16 protein-coding genes are annotated in these 16,456 nt (G+C 67.3%); 15 read left to right on the top strand and 1 reads right to left on the bottom strand.

Annotation, left to right across the window (positions count from 1 at the left end; translation table 11 throughout):
• Positions 1–2: 2 nt before the first annotated feature.
• From RKE40_RS16445 to RKE40_RS16435, 3 genes are all read left to right on the top strand, one after another.
• Positions 3–434, top strand: coding sequence for an acyl-CoA thioesterase (locus RKE40_RS16445; RefSeq protein WP_316019308.1), 432 nt, complete (start codon positions 3–5; stop codon positions 432–434).
• A 141-nt stretch (positions 435–575) separates the two neighbouring features.
• Entirely contained in the window at positions 576–1,784 is a 1,209-nt protein-coding gene (locus RKE40_RS16440; protein WP_449249076.1) for a DUF898 family protein, read from the top strand.
• 20 nt (positions 1,785–1,804) lie between these two features.
• On the top strand, positions 1,805–2,878 hold the full coding sequence (locus RKE40_RS16435) for a M48 family metallopeptidase (protein WP_316019306.1): 1,074 nt from the start codon (positions 1,805–1,807) through the stop codon (positions 2,876–2,878).
• A 1-nt stretch (position 2,879) separates the two neighbouring features.
• On the opposite strand, the gene RKE40_RS16430 is transcribed toward RKE40_RS16435, so the two are convergent.
• Positions 2,880–3,323, bottom strand: a complete 444-nt coding sequence (locus RKE40_RS16430) for a GFA family protein (RefSeq protein ID WP_316019305.1) — start codon at positions 3,321–3,323, stop codon at positions 2,880–2,882.
• Positions 3,324–3,467: 144 nt separating this feature from the next.
• On the opposite strand from RKE40_RS16430, the gene RKE40_RS16425 reads away from it, so the two are divergent.
• The 12 genes from RKE40_RS16425 (at position 3,468) to RKE40_RS16375 (ending at position 16,451) form a co-directional block, all read left to right on the top strand.
• Positions 3,468–3,629 carry a hypothetical protein gene (locus tag RKE40_RS16425; RefSeq protein ID WP_316019304.1) on the top strand — a complete coding sequence of 54 codons (162 nt, stop codon included), beginning with the start codon at positions 3,468–3,470 and terminating at the stop codon, positions 3,627–3,629.
• 136 nt (positions 3,630–3,765) lie between these two features.
• The gene (locus tag RKE40_RS16420; protein ID WP_316019303.1) at positions 3,766–4,659 is read left to right on the top strand and encodes a hypothetical protein; all 894 of its coding nucleotides are present in this window, start codon (positions 3,766–3,768) and stop codon (positions 4,657–4,659) included.
• Between the two features lie 165 nt (positions 4,660–4,824).
• A complete protein-coding gene (locus RKE40_RS16415) occupies positions 4,825–5,484 on the top strand; it encodes a hypothetical protein (protein WP_316019302.1) in 660 nt (219 codons plus the stop codon).
• Positions 5,485–5,689: 205 nt separating this feature from the next.
• Complete coding sequence (kdpF, locus tag RKE40_RS29765; RefSeq protein WP_390893401.1) at positions 5,690–5,776, top strand: K(+)-transporting ATPase subunit F; 87 nt, start codon at positions 5,690–5,692, stop codon at positions 5,774–5,776.
• Positions 5,777–5,801: 25 nt separating this feature from the next.
• On the top strand, positions 5,802–7,511 hold the full coding sequence (gene kdpA / locus RKE40_RS16410) for a potassium-transporting ATPase subunit KdpA (RefSeq protein WP_316019301.1): 1,710 nt from the start codon (positions 5,802–5,804) through the stop codon (positions 7,509–7,511).
• A gap of 20 nt (positions 7,512–7,531) precedes the next feature.
• On the top strand, positions 7,532–9,583 hold the full coding sequence (gene kdpB, locus RKE40_RS16405) for a potassium-transporting ATPase subunit KdpB (RefSeq protein WP_316019300.1): 2,052 nt from the start codon (positions 7,532–7,534) through the stop codon (positions 9,581–9,583).
• Between the two features lie 23 nt (positions 9,584–9,606).
• Positions 9,607–10,188 (top strand): potassium-transporting ATPase subunit KdpC, encoded by a 582-nt coding sequence (gene kdpC, locus RKE40_RS16400; protein ID WP_316019299.1) that lies wholly within the window; start codon positions 9,607–9,609, stop codon positions 10,186–10,188.
• Positions 10,189–10,301: 113 nt separating this feature from the next.
• Complete coding sequence (locus RKE40_RS16395) at positions 10,302–13,028, top strand: DUF4118 domain-containing protein (protein ID WP_316019298.1); 2,727 nt, start codon at positions 10,302–10,304, stop codon at positions 13,026–13,028.
• Complete coding sequence (locus RKE40_RS16390) at positions 13,025–13,720, top strand: response regulator (RefSeq protein WP_316019297.1); 696 nt, start codon at positions 13,025–13,027, stop codon at positions 13,718–13,720. The genes RKE40_RS16395 and RKE40_RS16390 overlap by 4 nt, the downstream gene beginning before the upstream one ends.
• A gap of 201 nt (positions 13,721–13,921) precedes the next feature.
• Positions 13,922–14,278, top strand: coding sequence for a DUF2849 domain-containing protein (locus tag RKE40_RS16385; protein WP_316019296.1), 357 nt, complete (start codon positions 13,922–13,924; stop codon positions 14,276–14,278).
• A 3-nt stretch (positions 14,279–14,281) separates the two neighbouring features.
• A complete protein-coding gene (locus RKE40_RS16380) occupies positions 14,282–15,949 on the top strand; it encodes a nitrite/sulfite reductase (protein WP_316019295.1) in 1,668 nt (555 codons plus the stop codon).
• Positions 15,939–16,451 carry a DUF934 domain-containing protein gene (locus tag RKE40_RS16375; protein ID WP_316019294.1) on the top strand — a complete coding sequence of 171 codons (513 nt, stop codon included), beginning with the start codon at positions 15,939–15,941 and terminating at the stop codon, positions 16,449–16,451. The genes RKE40_RS16380 and RKE40_RS16375 overlap by 11 nt, the downstream gene beginning before the upstream one ends.
• Positions 16,452–16,456: the final 5 nt, after the last annotated feature.

Raw genomic sequence — 16,456 nt, 5'->3', positions numbered from 1 at the left:
CCTTGTCTGTCGAAATCGCCCTCGCCGATTATCCACTGCACACCCGCGACAAGCTGCGCTACGGCGATACGGACCGGCAGGGACATGTCAACAATGCCGTGTTCTCGACCCTGTTCGAAACCGGCCGCGTCGAGCTGATCTACGATCCCGACCATCCGCTGGCGGAGCCCGGAACCGCCTTCGTCATTGCCAGGCTGGAGGTGGATTTCCGGGCGGAGCTGCTCTGGCCCGGCGAGGTCGAGAGTGGCATGCGCGTCGCTTCAGTCGGCCGCAGCTCGGTTCGGCTCGAACAGGCGATCTTTCAGGCGGGACGCTGCGCTGCGAGCGCGGTGACGGTCATCGTCCTAGTGGACGAGGCGACACGCAAGTCGACGCCTTTCTCCGATGCGGTTCGCGAACGGCTGCTCAGATTGATGCCGTCCAAATCGGGATAGGATCGATGCCAGGCGTCGGGCCCATGGCGTTCAGGATGCAGCCCGACATAACTTATGGTTGCATGCCGTAACGTCGTCGGTGAAAGTAGTCGCAAGGGCTCGCCAAGCGGCTTGATTCTGCCGCCGGCGCTGTCGCAGGCCATGCATCAGACCGTTGCCAACCCGGCGCCTCCGGCCGATCGGGTTTCGTTCTCGGGCGAACGCTCGACCTTCCGCAAACTGGTGACGCGCGGCGCCCTGCTGGAGCTCGTCACCTTCGGCTTCTACAGATTCTGGCTTGCGACCGATATCGGTCGGCATCTCTGGTCGCACACGTCGGTCGGAGACGATTCCGCCGAGTATACAGGCCGGGCGAAGGAGCTGCTGATCGGCTTCCTGATCGCCATGGCGATCCTGGTCCCGGTCTATCTCGTCTACTTCCTGATCGGCCTCGAAGCGGAGATGATGCAGGCCTTCGCCAGCATCCCTCTGGTGCTGTTCTTCTATCTGTTCACGGAGTTCGCGCGCTATCGGGCGCGCCGCTATCGCCTGAGCCGCACGCTCTGGCGCGGCCTGCGCTTCTCCATGGGTGGCTCCGGCTGGAGTTATGGCTGGCGCTCGGGCCTCTGGGGGCTGCTGGTCGTCATCTCGCTCGGGTTCGCTTTGCCATGGCGGGCGGCGGCACTCGAACGCTTCAAGATGCGCCACACCGCCTATGGCAGCCTGCAAGGGCGTTTCGACGGTACCGGTGGCGAGCTGTTCAAGAGAGCCTGGGGACTGTGGCTATCCGGCCTGCTCGCCATTGCCATCGTTTTTGCGATCCCGGTCATAGCATCGCCCACCAGCTTGATAGACATCTTCCTGCTGCTCATCGTGATCGTGTTCTTCCTCCTGGTCTTGCCGTTCGTTTACGCCGCCTTCAAAGCGATCGAATGGCGCTGGTGGGTGTCGGGGCTGCGCCTCGGCGAGGTTTGCTTCGAGTCGCGGCTTGCAACCGGCGCGCTGAATGGCTGCTACTGGAAAGCGATTGGCTGGTCAGTGCTCTACATGGCCCTCCTCGCGGGCTGGCTGGCGGGGATATTCTGGATCGTCGGCGAGCTGTTCTCGATCGGAGGAACCGTTGAGCAACATATGCTCTTCGTGTCCCAACACCCGGCGTTCCTGGCTGGTAGCGCCGTTGGATATCTGCTGATGGCCCTCGCGTTCGGCGCGGTCGTCCGAGTTTACCTCAACCGCGATGTCTGGGCGCTCGTGGCGCTAAGCACCGTGGTCCACAATCTGGCCGCTGCGGACGACGTTTCGGGCCAGGGCGAAGCGGTCGGCGCTGTCGGTGAAGGTCTTGCCGACGGCCTGGACGTGGCCGGCTTCTGAGCGCGGAGCCCTGCCCTGCGATGAGCTCGGCCGACGATGGTGCCTATCCCGCGGTCTACTATGACGGGGTTTCCAGCCGGCGGCGGCAGGTCGAGGTGCGCCTCGGCACGCAGCTCGACATCATCGAGCATGGTAGCGTGTTGGCGAGCTGGTCCTATGCCGACATGCGCCGCGTCGACGGCAGCCGTGGCCTGCGGCTGACATCGGCAGCGACGGCGACCCAGGTTCGGCTGGAAATCGCGGACGAGGCCGCGCCGCGCCAGCTGACCACGCGTTGCGCCGCCCTCGATCAGGATCGCGGTGGCGGCCAGCCCCTGCGGATCGTCGGCTGGTCGCTTGCTGCCGCGGCGTCCATCGTGCTGATGACGCTTTATGGCATCCCACTGGTCGCCGATCGCCTCGCCGCGCTCGTGCCGGCCTCGGCCGAACAACGTCTCGGAGCCGCCGTAGACAAGCAGGTGCGGGCGCTGATGGGCGGCAAGAGCTGCACGGGAGCCGAGGGGCAGCGCGCCTTCGCAAAGATGGTCGAGGCGCTGAGGACGGCCGGCAACAGCGCCATTCCGCTCGAAGCGCAGGTCCTATCCTCGCCCGTCCCGAACGCGGTCGCCTTGCCGGGCGGGCGGATCTACCTGTTCGAAGGGTTGCTCAGCCGGGCGCGCAACTCCGATGAGATAGCCGGGGTGATCGCGCATGAGATCGGCCATGCCGAGCATCGCGACGGATTGCGCAGCGTCATCCGAACTGGTGGCACCTCATTCCTGTTCGGCTTGCTCTTCGGCGATATCACCGGCAGCGGCGCCGTGATCTTCGCCTCGCGCATGCTGCTCGACGCCTCGCATTCGCGCGATGCCGAAACGGCGGCCGACGATTATGCGATCAGGGCGATGACGCGGCTCGGCCGATCGCCGGCGCCCCTCGGCGAGCTCCTGGTCCGCATCTCCGGCAAGGATGGCGGCACGACGATCATCGACAGCCACCCGGTCAGCAGCGAGCGCCTGGAGCGGATGCGGCGGGCGACGCCGACGAATGCAGGGCCGCCGATCCTCACCGATGCGGAATGGCAGGCGCTCAGGCGCGTCTGCGCGACCGGGTGACCTATCCGCTTTCCTCCGGCCAGCCGACCAGCTCGGTCGGTGTCCAGCGCGCCTTGCGGCGTTCGTGCCGCTCCTCCAGCACCTCGCCACCGAAATCGCGCGGCTCGGCAGATCTGGTGAAGCGAGCACGCCCGTCGAGCACATCGATATTGATCGTGGTCCAGGCCTTGCCGCCCTCGGTCATCAGCATGGCGATGTAGACGCCGCATCGGTGGCAGAGGACCACCTCGGAAGCGCCGAGACCAAAGCGATAGCGCTGGAGCTGGCTGGGCTGACGCAAGATCAGGCGTGCCTGCGCCTTGGGGTCCGAAACCGTCCGGGCATTGTGCTTTCGGCAAAAGGAGCACTGGCAGGCGCCGATGACCTCCTCCTCGGGCGGACGCGGGAGCGACAATTCGAGCGCGATCGCTCCGCAATGACACCCGCCGTCCAAGCGATGCATCATGCCGGTGTTCCCTTCGCGCGCTGTCACATCACCGCAATCATAGGCTGCAACAGAACCTATCAAAACAACTGATTTGATGCCGCATCGAATCAAGGGAACGGAATCGCTCCCGCCGCGTTCGGAGCCAAAATGCGGGAGGACATCATGAGCAGCCTTGTTACGGTCTCGGCGCTGTTCCTGGCCGGCGGCCTTTCAACCGTGACCATGGGGGGCGTGCCCCTGCAGGGCATTCTCAACGAGCTCTTCTGGGCCGGCCTCGCCATTTCGGCCTTCATCACCACGGCGGGGCTCGAAGCTTCGAGCTGAAGGGCGGCCTTCGGGCGCTTTCGCAGGTTTCATCTGCCGAACCGGGTCGGCCCGACTGCCGTCGGGCTCGATGGAGCCGGTGCATTGCGCCGCGTTCCCGTTATGGTTGTGGCGGGCTCCGAGGAGGGCCGCCGCCATGGCGAGTGAAGCGCATGTGCTTTTCGATGCGGCCTTGCCAGCTATCGGGCGCATCAACGCTGAGTTGAAGCGCCTCGGTTTCCCCGTCAGGCTTCGATACCGAGCCGGCTGTCTCGACGCGCATGCTGGATTCCTGCCGGCGATGCTGCGGCGGCAGCAATCCGGCTGCGAGTGTGATGTCCGCAGCTGTCCCGACGCTGCCAGCGACCTCGAGCCGCCAGAGACTGGCAAATCATTCTCACGCCGTGTCAGCCTGCGTTGGGCAAGCGATAAGGATGAAGCCATAGTCGGCCTCTGCGTCGCGGCGGCCTTGGCTAGGCTGACGCAAGGCATCGTGCTCGAAGACGGATCAGGCAAGTGGCAGGACGCCGGCAAGGCCGTCGACTATGCCAGGCAGCATCTCGAGGCGATGGCAGTCAGGGGCGGTCCAGCTGAGCCGGGAGCGCGCCCGGCGGACATCAGGCGCTATCTGAAAGGCTTCTTGGCCGAACGGGACGACCTTGTCCTTGTCGGTCGGCACCTCCTCATCCGGCCTGTCCGCCACATTTTGCGCGGCGCATTGTTCGATCGCACAGGGGAACGGACTCGCTTCCGGATCTGGCCGTACCTCCAACCGCTCTACGGACATCCGCATTCCACCGGGTGGCTGGAAACGATCCACGGATCTCTCTGGGACGTTACGGCGGCCCATTTCATGCCATTGCTGCAGGATGCGCTGCTTCATGACGTGTTCGCCGATGTCGGGTCCATCACCACGCTGGAAGGGCTGGCCAGTCGGTTGGAGGCCGATCGGGAAAAGGTGTCTTCGTGCGTCATCGCCTTGTTGTTGGCCGGGCGGCCCGAAACGGCCAGTGCAATCATCGACGGTCTCGAGGCAAGGGACGCTATCTGAGGGCGCTGGCTCGCCGAGGAGCGGCAACTCCTCGATCGTGACGTCAAGGCGGTCTGCGCCGAATTCCGCGAGCAGGAGGAACGAACAGTCCAGGCGCTCAAGATCGCGTCGATCTGGGAGCCCTCTCCCTTTCCGGCCGAGTTGCCGGAGCATCAACGCGAGAGCGTGGCGGAGCCGCAATTCCAGGCGGGCACCTGGCCTGCGACACCGGGCGGCCTGTTGGCGCCGCTGCCCGACCAGCCCGGCGAACTCAAGTTCAGCAAGGAGTACATCCTTCGCCGCGGCTTTCCCCTTCTGCTGAACCCCATGACGATCGCGGCCGGGCAGCGGGCCTACCGAGCCCATGAGCGACTGATCGCGGCGCAGCGCCTGCACGACGGGATGCTCCTGCTCAGCATCGTGGACCCGCAGCGTGCGCATCAGAGCTGGATCGATCAGACGTCGCCGGGCGCCGATCCGATCGGGTATCACTCGCGTTTCCTGCTCTACGGCATGGAGCGCCTCGCCGAGATTTCGCTCCACCGTCGATCGTTATCCGAGGAACCGCTCTCGATCAGTTCGATCGATATCCGGAGCCGCGATCGCCGCCGGGAGATCTGGCGCTGTAACTTCAGACATGATCAGGCCGTTGCGACAGTGTTCGAGGCCCGAGGCGCGACCCTCGGTGGAGTCACCTCTGACTTGCCGCCGGGCCTTCTGGCGGCACTTGTGCTCGACCATCCCGTCCCTGGTGCGCCGGACGACATCCTGCGTCGCACGCGAAAGCTCCTCGACGGCATGGGCTATGGCGAACTCGATCTCGATCTTCCCTTGGAAGGATCCTGATCTTTGAAGGATCTTGATCTTTACGCCGCCCTTATGCCCCTCCCTGCCCTTCCCGCTCGAACGCTTACCCGGCCCGCCCCCACATCTCCGGTCTGAAACACAGGCTGGAGACCGATATGGCCGACATCTTCTTTTTCGCGCTGGGGACCGGAGCCTTTGCGCTTTTCGGCCTCTATGCGGCGCTGCTGCGCAAGGTCTGACGACCATGGCGCTCACCATCCTCTACGCCGCCGCGGCCCTCGGGCTCGTGGTCTACATGGTCGCCGCGCTGCTGCGCCCCGACCGCTTCTGAACTTCGAGAACAAAGGAGACCTCGCATGGAATGGCGGGGCTGGGCCGAGATCGTCTTTACGATCGCGTTGACTGTGGCCGTGGGCTGGCCACTCGGCATCTACATGGCGCGCGTCTGGGCGGGCGAACGAACCTGGTTCGACCCCGTGCTACGCCCGGTCGAGGCCGGGCTCTATGCGGCGCTAGGCATCGATCGAGGCAAGGGCCAAGGCTGGCTCGGCTATGCCGGGGCGGTGCTCGCCTTCAGCGCGGCCGGCTTCGTGCTGCTCTATGCGCTCCTGCGGCTGCAGGGGCAGTTGCCGTTGAACCCGCAGGGCTTCGACGGCCTGTCGCCGCATCTCGCCTTCAACACCGCCGTCAGCTTCGTCACCAACACGAACTGGCAGTCCTATGGCGGCGAGACAACGATGAGCAGCCTCAGCCAGATGCTGGGCCTTACCGTGCAGAACTTCGTCTCGGGCGCCGTCGGTCTCTCGGTCGCCGCCGCCGTGGCTCGCGCCTTTGCCGCCGATCGCGGCGAAACGCTCGGCAATTTCTGGGTCGATCTGACCCGCAGCACGCTCTACGTGCTGCTGCCGGTCTCGATCGTCACCGCGCTCGCACTCGTCGCCGCCGGCGTGCCGCAGAGCCTGCTTGCCAACGTCACGGCCAAGACGCTCGAAGGCGCTGACCAGATCATCGCGCTCTTCCCTGTCGCCAGCCAGGAAGCGATCAAGCAGTGGGGCACCAATGGCGGGGGCCTGTTCAACGTCAACTCGGCGCATCCATTCGAGAACCCGACGCCGCTGACCAATCTGATCGAAGTCGTCTCCCTGAACGCGATCGCCTTCGCCACCGTCGTTGCTTTCGGGCGCGTCGCCGGCGCCCGCAAGGAGGCGCGTGCGCTGATCGCGGCGATGGTGATCCTCCTCAGCCTAGGTGCTGCGGCGATCTATGCCTCGGAGACGCTGACGCCGCAGCCGGCCATGGTCGCGGCGGGCATCACCGACGCGCCGGCCAACATGGAAGGCAAAGAGGTGCGCTTCGGCGCCGCTGCTTCCTCCGTATGGGCAGCCCAGACCACGGGCACCGCGAACGGCTCGGTGAACGCGATGCACGGCTCGTTCATGCCGCTCGGCGGCGGCGTCGCGATGTTCCTGATGCAGCTTGGCGAGATCGTCCCCGGCGGTGCCGGCTCCGGTCTCTACGGCATGGTGGTGATGGCGCTGCTCTCGGTCTTCGTCGCCGGGCTGATGGTCGGGCGCACCCCGGAATATCTCGGCAAGAAGGTCGAGGCGCGCGAGATCAAGTTCGCCATGCTGGCGGTGCTGATCCTGCCGCTCGCCATTCTCGGTTTCTCGGCCATCGCTGCCGTGCTGCCGGTCGCGCTTGAAGGCCTGCTCAACAAGGGACCGCGCGGGCTCACCGAGATCCTCTACGCCTACTCGTCGGCGACCGGGAACAACGGCTCGGCCTATGCTGGACTGACCGCCAACGCACCCTGGTGGAACACCACGCTCGGCATCGCCATGTTGCTCGGCCGTTTCGCCTACATGGTCCCGGTAATCGCCCTTGCGGGGGCCATCGCCGCCAAGCCGAAGCTCAAGCCGACCGCCGGCACGCTGCCGAGCGACAGCCCGCTCTTCGTCGGACTGCTCATCGGAATCATCCTGATCCTGGGCGGCCTCCAGTTTTTCCCCGCGCTCGCGCTCGGGCCGATCGTCGAGCACTTCCAGGTGCTTGCGGCCGCTCGCTGAGCCAACGAAAGAACACATTCATGAGTGTTTCCCTCGCCAGGTCCGGTGCCTTCGACCAGGGCGTCATCGTGACGGCGCTGAAGAGCGCCTTCACCAAGCTCGACCCGCGCGCGCTCGCCGGCAATCCGGTGATCCTCGCCACCGAGGTCGTCGCCATGCTGGCCACGGTCTCGGCCGTGGTGGCCGTCGCCGGTGGACAGCCCGCCGGCTTCGCCATCCAGATCGCGGTCTGGCTCTGGCTCACCGTGCTCTTCGCCAATTTCGCCGAGGCGATCGCCGAGGGGCGCGGCAAGGCAGCGGCGGATTCGTTGCGCGCCACCCGCGTCACCACCAAGGCCAAGCTGATCATCGACGCCTCGCGCAATGCGATCATCCCGACGCCGGCGCACGAGCTCGCGCCCGACGATATCGTCCTGGTCGAAGCCGGCGACGTCATCCCCGCCGATGGCGAGATCGTCGAGGGTGTCGCGTCGGTCAACGAGGCCGCCATCACCGGCGAATCCGCGCCGGTCATCCGCGAGAGCGGTGGCGACCGTTCGGCCGTCACCGGCGGCACCACCGTCGTCTCCGACTGGATCAAGGTCCGGGTCACCTCGCGGCCCGGCTCCTCCTTCCTCGACCGGATGATCGCGATGGTGGAAGGCGCCGACCGGCGCAAGACGCCGAACGAGCTGGCACTCGCCGTGCTGCTCGCCGGCCTGACCCTGGTCTTCCTGATCGCGGTGGTGACACTGACCGGCCTCGGCGCCTTCTCGGGTGTCTCGCTCGACCCGATGGTGCTCGGCGCCCTCTTCGTCACGCTGATCCCGACCACGATCGGCGGCCTGCTCAGCGCCGTCGGCATCGCCGGCATGGACCGGCTCCTGAAGGTCAACGTGCTCGCCACCTCGGGCCGTGCCGTCGAGGCCGCCGGCGACGTCGATACGCTGCTACTCGACAAGACCGGCACCATCACCTTCGGCAACCGCATGGCGGTCGAAGTCATTCCCGCTCCCGGCATGCGTCCGGAAGCAGCCCTGCGCGCCGCCCTGATGGCCTCGCTCGCCGACGAGACGCCGGAAGGCCGCTCGATCGTCGACCTTGCCCGCAGCCTCGGTGTCACCGCCGAAATCCCGAATGGCGCCAACGCCATTCCCTTCAGCGCTACGACGCGCCAGTCCGGCCTCGACCACGACGGCAAGGACACTGGCAAGATGTCCTGGCGCAAGGGCGCGGTCGATGCGGTGATCAGGACGCTCGATCTCAGCGAAGCGCAGGTGCCGGCGGAGCTGCGCCAGGCGGTCGACGCCATCGCCCGTTCGGGCGGCACGCCGCTCGCCGTCAGCGAGAATGGCGCGCTCGCCGGCGTCATCCACCTCAAGGATGTGGTGAAGCCGGGCGTCAAGGAACGCTTCGCCGATCTGCGCCGGATGGGCGTACGCACGGTGATGATCACGGGCGACAATCCGGTCACCGCCGCGGCGATCGCTTCGGAGGCTGGCGTCGACGACTTCCTCGCCGAGGCCACCCCCGAGGACAAGCTGCGCATCATCCGCGCCGAGCAGGCCAAGGGCCGCCTCGTCGCGATGTGTGGCGACGGCGCCAACGACGCGCCGGCGCTCGCACAGGCCGATGTCGGCGTCGCCATGCAGACCGGTGCCCAGGCCGCGCGCGAGGCCGGCAACATGGTCGACCTCGACAGCGACCCGACCAAGGTCCTGGAGATCGTCGAAGTCGGCAAGCAATTGCTGATCACCCGCGGCGCGCTCACCACCTTCTCGATTGCCAACGACGTGGCGAAGTACTTCGCCATCATCCCGGCGCTGTTCGTCGTCTCCCTGCCGGCTCTGGGGGCGCTCAACGTCATGGGGCTGTCGAGCCCGCAGAGCGCCATCCTCTCGGCCGTGATCTTCAACGCGCTGGTCATCGTCGCGCTGATCCCGCTGGCGCTGCGTGGCGTGCGCTACCGGGCAATCGGCGCGGCCAAGCTGCTCTCGCGCAACCTCACCCTCTACGGCATCGGCGGGCTGATCGCGCCCTTCGTCGGCATCAAGTTGATCGACATGCTCGTTTCGGCCCTCGGGCTGGCCTGAGCCGCGGCAAAGGACATCGAATCATGATCTCGCATCTGCGTCCTTCCATCGTCGCGATGGTCTTCTTCACCCTCCTGCTCGGCCTCGCCTATCCGCTCGGCGTGACCGGCCTCGCTCAGGCCTTGTTTCCGGCCCAGGCCGGCGGCTCGCTGATCCGCAACGCGAACGGCGTGGTCGTCGGCTCGCAATGGATCGGCCAGAACTTCAAGGGCGAGGCCTATCTGCGCCCCCGCCCTTCCGCCGCCGGCAAGGACGGCTACGACGCCTCGGCCTCTTCGGGCTCGAATCTCGGCCCGCTGAACGAGGACCTAGCCGCCCGCATCAAGGCCGAGGCCGAGACGCTACGGGCCGAGGCGGCGGGGCCGATCCCGGTCGACGCGGTCACGACTTCAGCCTCCGGGCTCGATCCGCATATCTCGCCGGCCTATGCGGCCCGGCAGGCCGCGCGTATCGCTGCCGCCCGCAAGACCCAGCCGGCCGAGGTGCTGGCGCTGATCTCGGCCAACACCGAGGGGTCGACCTTCGGCCTGCTCGGCGAGCCGCGCGTCAACGTGCTTGCCGTCAATCTGGCGCTCGACGCGCGCTGGCCCCAGCCGCAGCGATAGAAGGCTGCTCTTCCGGCCGGTAGCGGTCTACAAGCATTGGTCGTCCCGGGCTGGCGAGGCTTCGTAGCCAGAGCGGGACGCCCCTGAAAGACGATTGAGAATGTCCTAGGCAAATGGCTAGCGACGAATCCCAGTTCCGCGAGGCAGGCCGGCCCGATCCGGACGCCCTGCTGTCGTCGGCCGGCCGTGGCAAACGCGGCCGGCTGAAGATCTTTCTCGGCATGGCGCCCGGCGTCGGCAAGACCTACGAGATGCTGACACAGGGGCGCCGGGCCCAGGCCGAGCATGGCGAGGTGCTGGTCGGCGTCGTCGAGACCCATGGACGGCGCGAGACCGAAGCGCTGCTCGACGGGCTCGAGGTGATGGCCCGCCGGCCGATCGAGCATCGCGGCCGCATCTTGATGGAGTTCGATCTCGACGCCGCGCTCGCCTGCAAGCCGCGGCTGCTGCTCGTCGACGAATACGCCCATTCCAACGCGCCCGGCAGCCGCCATCCAAAGCGTTGGCAGGATGTCGAGGAGCTGCTCCAGGCCGGCATCGACGTCTGGACGACGCTCAATGTCCAGCATCTCGAAAGCCTGGTCGAAGTCATCTGGAAGATTACCGGCGTGCGCCAGCGCGAGACGGTGCCGGACAGCGCACTCAGCCGCGCCGACGAGATCGAGCTGATCGACATCACGCCGACCGAGCTGCGCCAGCGCATGGACGAAGGCAAGGTCTACCTGCCGGAGACCGCGCGGCTCGCCGCCAGCAACTTCTTCAAGCCCGAGAACCTGACCGCCCTGCGCGAGCTCGCCTTGCGCCGGGCGGCGCAGACCGTCGACGACCAGCTCAGCCAGGCGATGAAGCGCGCCGGCGTCGAGGGACCCTGGGCGGCGGGAGAACGCATCCTGGTCCTGATCGGCCCAGACGCCATGGCGGGACCGCTGGTCCGCGCCGGACGGCGGCTTTCCGACATGATGATGGACGCGCCCTGGACGGTCGCGCATGTCGAACGGCCGAACCGTGCCGACGGCGATCCCGGCCGCAGCGCCCCGCTCGTCGAAGCCCTGAAGCTCGCCGAGCAGCTTGGCGGGGCGACCGTCGTCCTCAATGGCGACGACCTCGTCGGCGCCGTCCTCGACTATGCCCGGCGCAACAACGTCACCCAGATCGTCGTCGGCAAGTCGCATCGGCGCGGCTGGCGGGCCTGGTTGCGCCGCTCGCTCGCCCCGGAACTGCTGAAGGCGCAGAACGGCGCCGCGCTCCACATCATCACCGAGACGGCTGCGACCCCAGCCACCGCCCCGGCCTTCGCGGGCCCGAAGCCGAGTTTCCATTGGCGTGGCCATGTCGGCGCCGTCGCCATGGTCTGCGCCGCGATCGGCCTCGCCGAGCTGCTCGACCAGCACGTCGAGAACGCCAACCTCGCCATGCTGTTCATGGTCAGCGCCCTCGGCTCCGGCCTTGCCTTCGGTCTCTGGCCGGCGGTCACGGCCGCCGCCCTCGCCGCCTTCGCCTATAACTTCTTCTTCCTGCAGCCGCGCCTGACCGTCTGGATCGGCCATCCGGCCGACCTTCTGACCTTTCTCGTCTTCTTCGCCGTCGCCATGACGACGGGCAGCCTGACCGGGCGCGTCCGTGACCAGGCGACGGCGACGGCAAGGCGCGCCTCGGCCATCACCGCCCTGCTCGCCGCCAGCCGCCGCCTCTCCGGCGCCGCCCGCAAGGAGGACGCCGCGGCCATCCTCGCCGAGCAGGTCTCGGCGGCGACCTCCGGCAAGGTCGTCGTCCTGCTGCCGGCTGAGGGCGGCGAGATCGCCGCTATCGCCGGGGCTCCGGAGCTGGAGCCGCTCTCGACCGCCGACATGACCGCAGCGCGCTGGACTTGGAACCGTGGCGAGCCGGCCGGCGCCGGTACCGGGACCTTGCCCAATGCCGGCTGGACCTTCCGCGCGCTGCAGGGCGTGCGCCTGCGCTCCGGCGTCGTCGGCTTCGAGCCCAGCGCCCTGGCGACAGCGGAGAACGAGCGCTTCGCTCTGGCCCTGCTCGACCAGGGCGCGATCGCGATCGAGCGCGCCGAACTCGCTGCCGCTGCGGTCGATGCCGAGGCCCTGCGTCGCAGCGACCGCTTGCGGGCCGCGCTGCTCAACTCGGTCAGTCATGACCTGCGCACGCCGCTCGCGACCGTGCTCGGCTCGGCGACCACGCTGATCGACTATGGCGAGGGCATGAAGCCGGTCGTCCGCGACGATCTCCTGCTCTCGATCCGCGAGGAGGCCGAGCGGCTCAACCGCTATGTCGGCGATCTCCTCGACATGACCAAGCTGGAAGGTGGCGCCCTGCTGGCGCGGCGCGACTGGATCGATGTCCGCGACGTCGTTGCGGCGGCGCTGGCGCGCGTCTCGCGCCGGCTCGGCCAGCGCCGGGCGCTGCGCGATTTCCCGGCCGAGCTCTCGATGGTCCGGGCCGACCCCGTCCTGCTCGAACAGGTGCTGGTCAACATCCTCGAAAACGCCATCGCCTACAGCGAGGACGGTGCGCTGATCGAAACGGCGGCCTATGAAGATCGCGGCAATGTCGTGATCTCGATCGAGGACGAGGGGCGCGGCATTCCGACCGCCGAGTTGGAGCGCGTCTTCGAGAAGTTTCGCCGGCTCGAGGAAGCGATCGATCGCGGCGGCGAGCGCGGCAAGGGCGCCGGCCTCGGCCTCGCCATCGCCAAAGGCTTCGTCGAAGCCATGGGCGGGCGCATCGCCGCCGCCAGCCCGATCCGCGAGCGGCCCGACGGCTCGAAGGGCGGCACCCGCATCCTGATCAGCCTGCGCAAGGACATCGCGGGCGGAGAACCCAACGCATGACCGCCTTTCGCCCCCGCATCCTCGTCATCGACGACGAACCGCAGATCCACCGCTTCCTCGGCCCTGCCCTCGATGCCGCCGGCTACGAGCCGATCCGCGCCGACGATGCGACCGCCGGCCTGCGCGAAATCGCCCGCAAGCCGCCCGACGCCGTCGTGCTCGATCTCGGCCTGCCCGACATGGACGGCAAGGAGGCGCTCGCCAAGGCACGCGCCTTCTATGACGGCCCGGTGATCATCCTTTCCGCCCGCGACCGCGAGACCGAGAAGATCGACGCGCTCGACGCCGGCGCCGACGACTATGTCGAGAAGCCCTTCGGCGTCGGCGAATTGCTGGCGCGCCTGCGCGTCGCGCTCCGCCACCGCATCGAGCGGCAGGGCGCTGCGCCAGTGCTTGTCGCCGGGACGGTCGAGATCGACCTGGTCAACCGCCGGGTCAGTCGCGACGGGGCCGCGGTCAAGCTGTCGCCCAAGGAATACGACCTGCTGGCGAGCCTCGCCGGCGGCCATGGCCGGGTCCTCACGCACAAGCAGATCCTGACCGCCGTCTGGGGGCCCGCCCATGAGCACGACGTGCAGTATCTGCGGGTCTTCGTCGGCCAATTGCGCCAGAAGCTGGAGGAGGATCCCTCCGCACCGCGGCTGATCGAGACCGAGCCCGGCGTCGGCTATCGGCTCGGCGGTCTCGCCTGACGAAAGGGCGGGCTCGAAAGACGAATTTCCCACATTCGAACGGAAATAAGAAAAATCACGCTATCCAACGTGAATTGATGCTCCGCGCCCGCCGGTTTATTTTCAGCGTTCGTAATAGCGAACGCAGCGAGCGCCAGTGTCCAGACCGAAACCGACAGAGAACGAGAGCATCGCGCACCGCCTGAGCGGCAGGAGCGCGTGATGGCGGCCGTAGCGAAGCGCCCCCCCCTGCCCGCGATCCTGCTCGCCAACGACCTGCTCGACGGCGATGTCGTCTTCGCCTCCGCGGTAGGCGAAGCGTTGGCCTGGACGCGTGACCCGGCGCTGGCGTTGGTCGCCAGCGATGATCTCGGTGCCGAGCGCCTGGAAGCCTTTGCCGTGGCCGAGTTCGGGGCACAGTGCGTCGTCGACGCCTATCTCGTCGATGTCGAGACGGACACCGGCCGCCCGGTGCCGCGCCATTACCGCGAGCGGATGAAGACGCTCGGACCGAGCAATCGCCGGGATCTCGGCAAGCAGGCCGGCGAAGGCATTGCGCCCTCCGGCCAGGGAATTTGACGCATGTACCGCTATGACGAGTTCGACGAGCGTTTCGTGCGCGAGCGGGTGGCGCAGTTCAGCGACCAGGTCGCACGCCGCCTCGACGGCTCGCTGACCGAGGACGAGTTCAAGCCGCTGCGGCTCAAGAACGGCGTCTACCTCCAGCTCCATGCCTACATGCTGCGGATCGCCATTCCCTATGGCACGCTGTCCTCACGCCAGCTCCGTCAGCTCGCGCTGATCGGAGAGCGCTTCGACCGTGGCTACGGCCATTTCACCACGCGCACCAACCTGCAGTTCAACTGGCCGAAACTGCGCGACGTGCCCGAAATCCTCGGCCTGCTCGCCGATGTCGAGATGCATTGCATCCAGACCTCAGGCAACTGCATCCGAAACGTCACGGCCGACCATTTCGCTGGCATCGCCCGCGACGAGATCGAAGACCCGCGCCCGACCGCCGAGCTGATCCGGCAATGGTCGTCGCAGCATCCCGAATTCAGCTACCTGCCGCGCAAGTTCAAGATCGCGGTGACCGGCGCCGAGCAGGACCGGGCGGTGATCAAGGCTCACGATATCGGGCTGCGCATCCGCCGCCATCCCGATACGCATGAGACCTGCTACGAGGTCAGCGTCGGCGGCGGCCTCGGGCGTACGCCGATGATCGGCAAGGTGGTGCGCGACTACCTGCCCAAGGCCGATCTGCTCGCCTATCTCGAGGCGATCATGCGGGTCTACAATCTCGAGGGCCGGCGCGACAACAAGTACAAGGCCAGGGTCAAGATCCTGGTCCACGAAACCGGCCTTGCGGAGTTCACCCGCCGCGTCGAGGCGGAGTTCGCCGAGCTCGACGGCCCCTCGATCAATGCCGATCCCGAAGAGGTCGCGCGGATCGCCGCCTATTTTGCGCCGCCCGCCTATCGGGCGCTGCCGGAGAAGAGCGCGGCGCTCGAGACCGCCAGGGCCGGCAATCCCGATTTCGCCCGCTGGGTCGAGGTCAACACCACCGCCCACAAGCAGCCGGGCTACACTGCCGTGACGGTCTCTCTGAAGAGCGTCGGCGAGGCGCCGGGAGACGCGACCAGCGAGCAGATGCGGCTGGTCGCCGATCTCGCCGACGATTTCTCCTTCTCGGAGATCCGCGTCACCCATGCGCAGAACCTCGTTCTGCCGCATGTGAAGCTGTCGGATCTCTTCGCGATCTGGCGCCGGCTCGGTGAAGCCGGGCTCGCGAGCGCCAATATCGGCCTGATCACCGATATCATCGCCTGCCCCGGCCTCGACTATTGCGCGCTCGCGACGGCGCGCTCGATCCCGATCGCCCAGGCGATCGCCCGCCGCTTCGCCGAAGATGCAAAGCAGAAAGAGATCGGCGAGCTCAACATCAAGATCTCCGGCTGCATCAACGCCTGCGGCCACCACCATGTCGGCCATATCGGCATTCTCGGCCTCGAGAAGCGCGGCATCGAATCCTACCAGATCACGCTCGGCGGCGACGCCACCCAGGACGCGGCGATCGGCGAGATTCTCGGCCCCGGTCTTGCTGCCGAGGAGGTGCCGGATGCGATCGAACGGATCGTCGAGGTTTATCTGGAGCATCGCCGGGCCGGCGAGAGCTTCATCGAGAACGTCCGGCGCCTCGGCCTCGCGCCCTTCAAGGCCGCTTTCCTGGAGCTCGACCGTGCTGCTTGATCGCAACGGAACCGCATCCGACCCGTGGACGCACAGCGATGGCGCGGCCATCGGCAACATCCCGCTCGCCCTCGTGCCTTGGGAGGCGCTGCCGGAAGCGCTCGCCAACAGGGCGCCCGGCCAGCAGATCGGCGTCGTCGTTCCCGGCAGTCTCGCCATCGCCGAGGTCGAGGCGCTTCTGCCGGAGCTTGCGCTGATCGCTGTCGGTTTCCCGGCCTATTCCGACGGGCGCGGCTTCAGCCTTGCGAGGCGGCTGCGGCGCGCCGGTTTCGCCGGCAGGCTGCGCGCCAGCGGCCCGCTGATCGTCGATCAGTTCGCCTATGTGCTGTTCTGCGGCTTCGACGAAATCGCGCTGCCGGCTTCCAGCGCCGGGCGCCAGCCGGCCGAGCAATGGCAGCGGGTGCTCAGCCATGTCGGCGCGCGCTATCAGCGCGGCTATGGCGACGGCGGCAATATCCTCGACCAGCGCCGGGCGAAGCGCCTGGTGCAGGCGGCGGGCTGAAAGCC

It is taken from the genome of Allobosea rubneri, assembly GCF_032464875.1.
Taxonomy (GTDB): domain Bacteria; phylum Pseudomonadota; class Alphaproteobacteria; order Rhizobiales; family Beijerinckiaceae; genus Allobosea; species Allobosea rubneri.
Note: the sequence above shows the minus strand (reverse complement) of the source record. Positions and strands in the feature narration are given on the sequence as shown.

What these genes read in the sequence shown, in the direction of transcription:
- RKE40_RS16440 (WP_449249076.1), top strand. Translation starts at nt 576, where the DNA reads ATGCATCAGACCGTTGCCAACCCGGCGCCTCCGGCCGATCGGGTTTCG.
- RKE40_RS16435 (WP_316019306.1), top strand. Translation starts at nt 1,805, where the DNA reads ATGAGCTCGGCCGACGATGGTGCCTATCCCGCGGTCTACTATGACGGG.
- RKE40_RS16430 (WP_316019305.1), bottom strand. Translation starts at nt 3,323, where the DNA reads ATGATGCATCGCTTGGACGGCGGGTGTCATTGCGGAGCGATCGCGCTC.
- RKE40_RS16425 (WP_316019304.1), top strand. Translation starts at nt 3,468, where the DNA reads ATGAGCAGCCTTGTTACGGTCTCGGCGCTGTTCCTGGCCGGCGGCCTT.
- RKE40_RS16420 (WP_316019303.1), top strand. Translation starts at nt 3,766, where the DNA reads ATGGCGAGTGAAGCGCATGTGCTTTTCGATGCGGCCTTGCCAGCTATC.
- kdpF (WP_390893401.1), top strand. Translation starts at nt 5,690, where the DNA reads ATGGCGCTCACCATCCTCTACGCCGCCGCGGCCCTCGGGCTCGTGGTC.
- kdpA (WP_316019301.1), top strand. Translation starts at nt 5,802, where the DNA reads ATGGAATGGCGGGGCTGGGCCGAGATCGTCTTTACGATCGCGTTGACT.
- kdpB (WP_316019300.1), top strand. Translation starts at nt 7,532, where the DNA reads ATGAGTGTTTCCCTCGCCAGGTCCGGTGCCTTCGACCAGGGCGTCATC.
- kdpC (WP_316019299.1), top strand. Translation starts at nt 9,607, where the DNA reads ATGATCTCGCATCTGCGTCCTTCCATCGTCGCGATGGTCTTCTTCACC.
- RKE40_RS16395 (WP_316019298.1), top strand. Translation starts at nt 10,302, where the DNA reads ATGGCTAGCGACGAATCCCAGTTCCGCGAGGCAGGCCGGCCCGATCCG.
- RKE40_RS16390 (WP_316019297.1), top strand. Translation starts at nt 13,025, where the DNA reads ATGACCGCCTTTCGCCCCCGCATCCTCGTCATCGACGACGAACCGCAG.
- RKE40_RS16385 (WP_316019296.1), top strand. Translation starts at nt 13,922, where the DNA reads ATGGCGGCCGTAGCGAAGCGCCCCCCCCTGCCCGCGATCCTGCTCGCC.
- RKE40_RS16380 (WP_316019295.1), top strand. Translation starts at nt 14,282, where the DNA reads ATGTACCGCTATGACGAGTTCGACGAGCGTTTCGTGCGCGAGCGGGTG.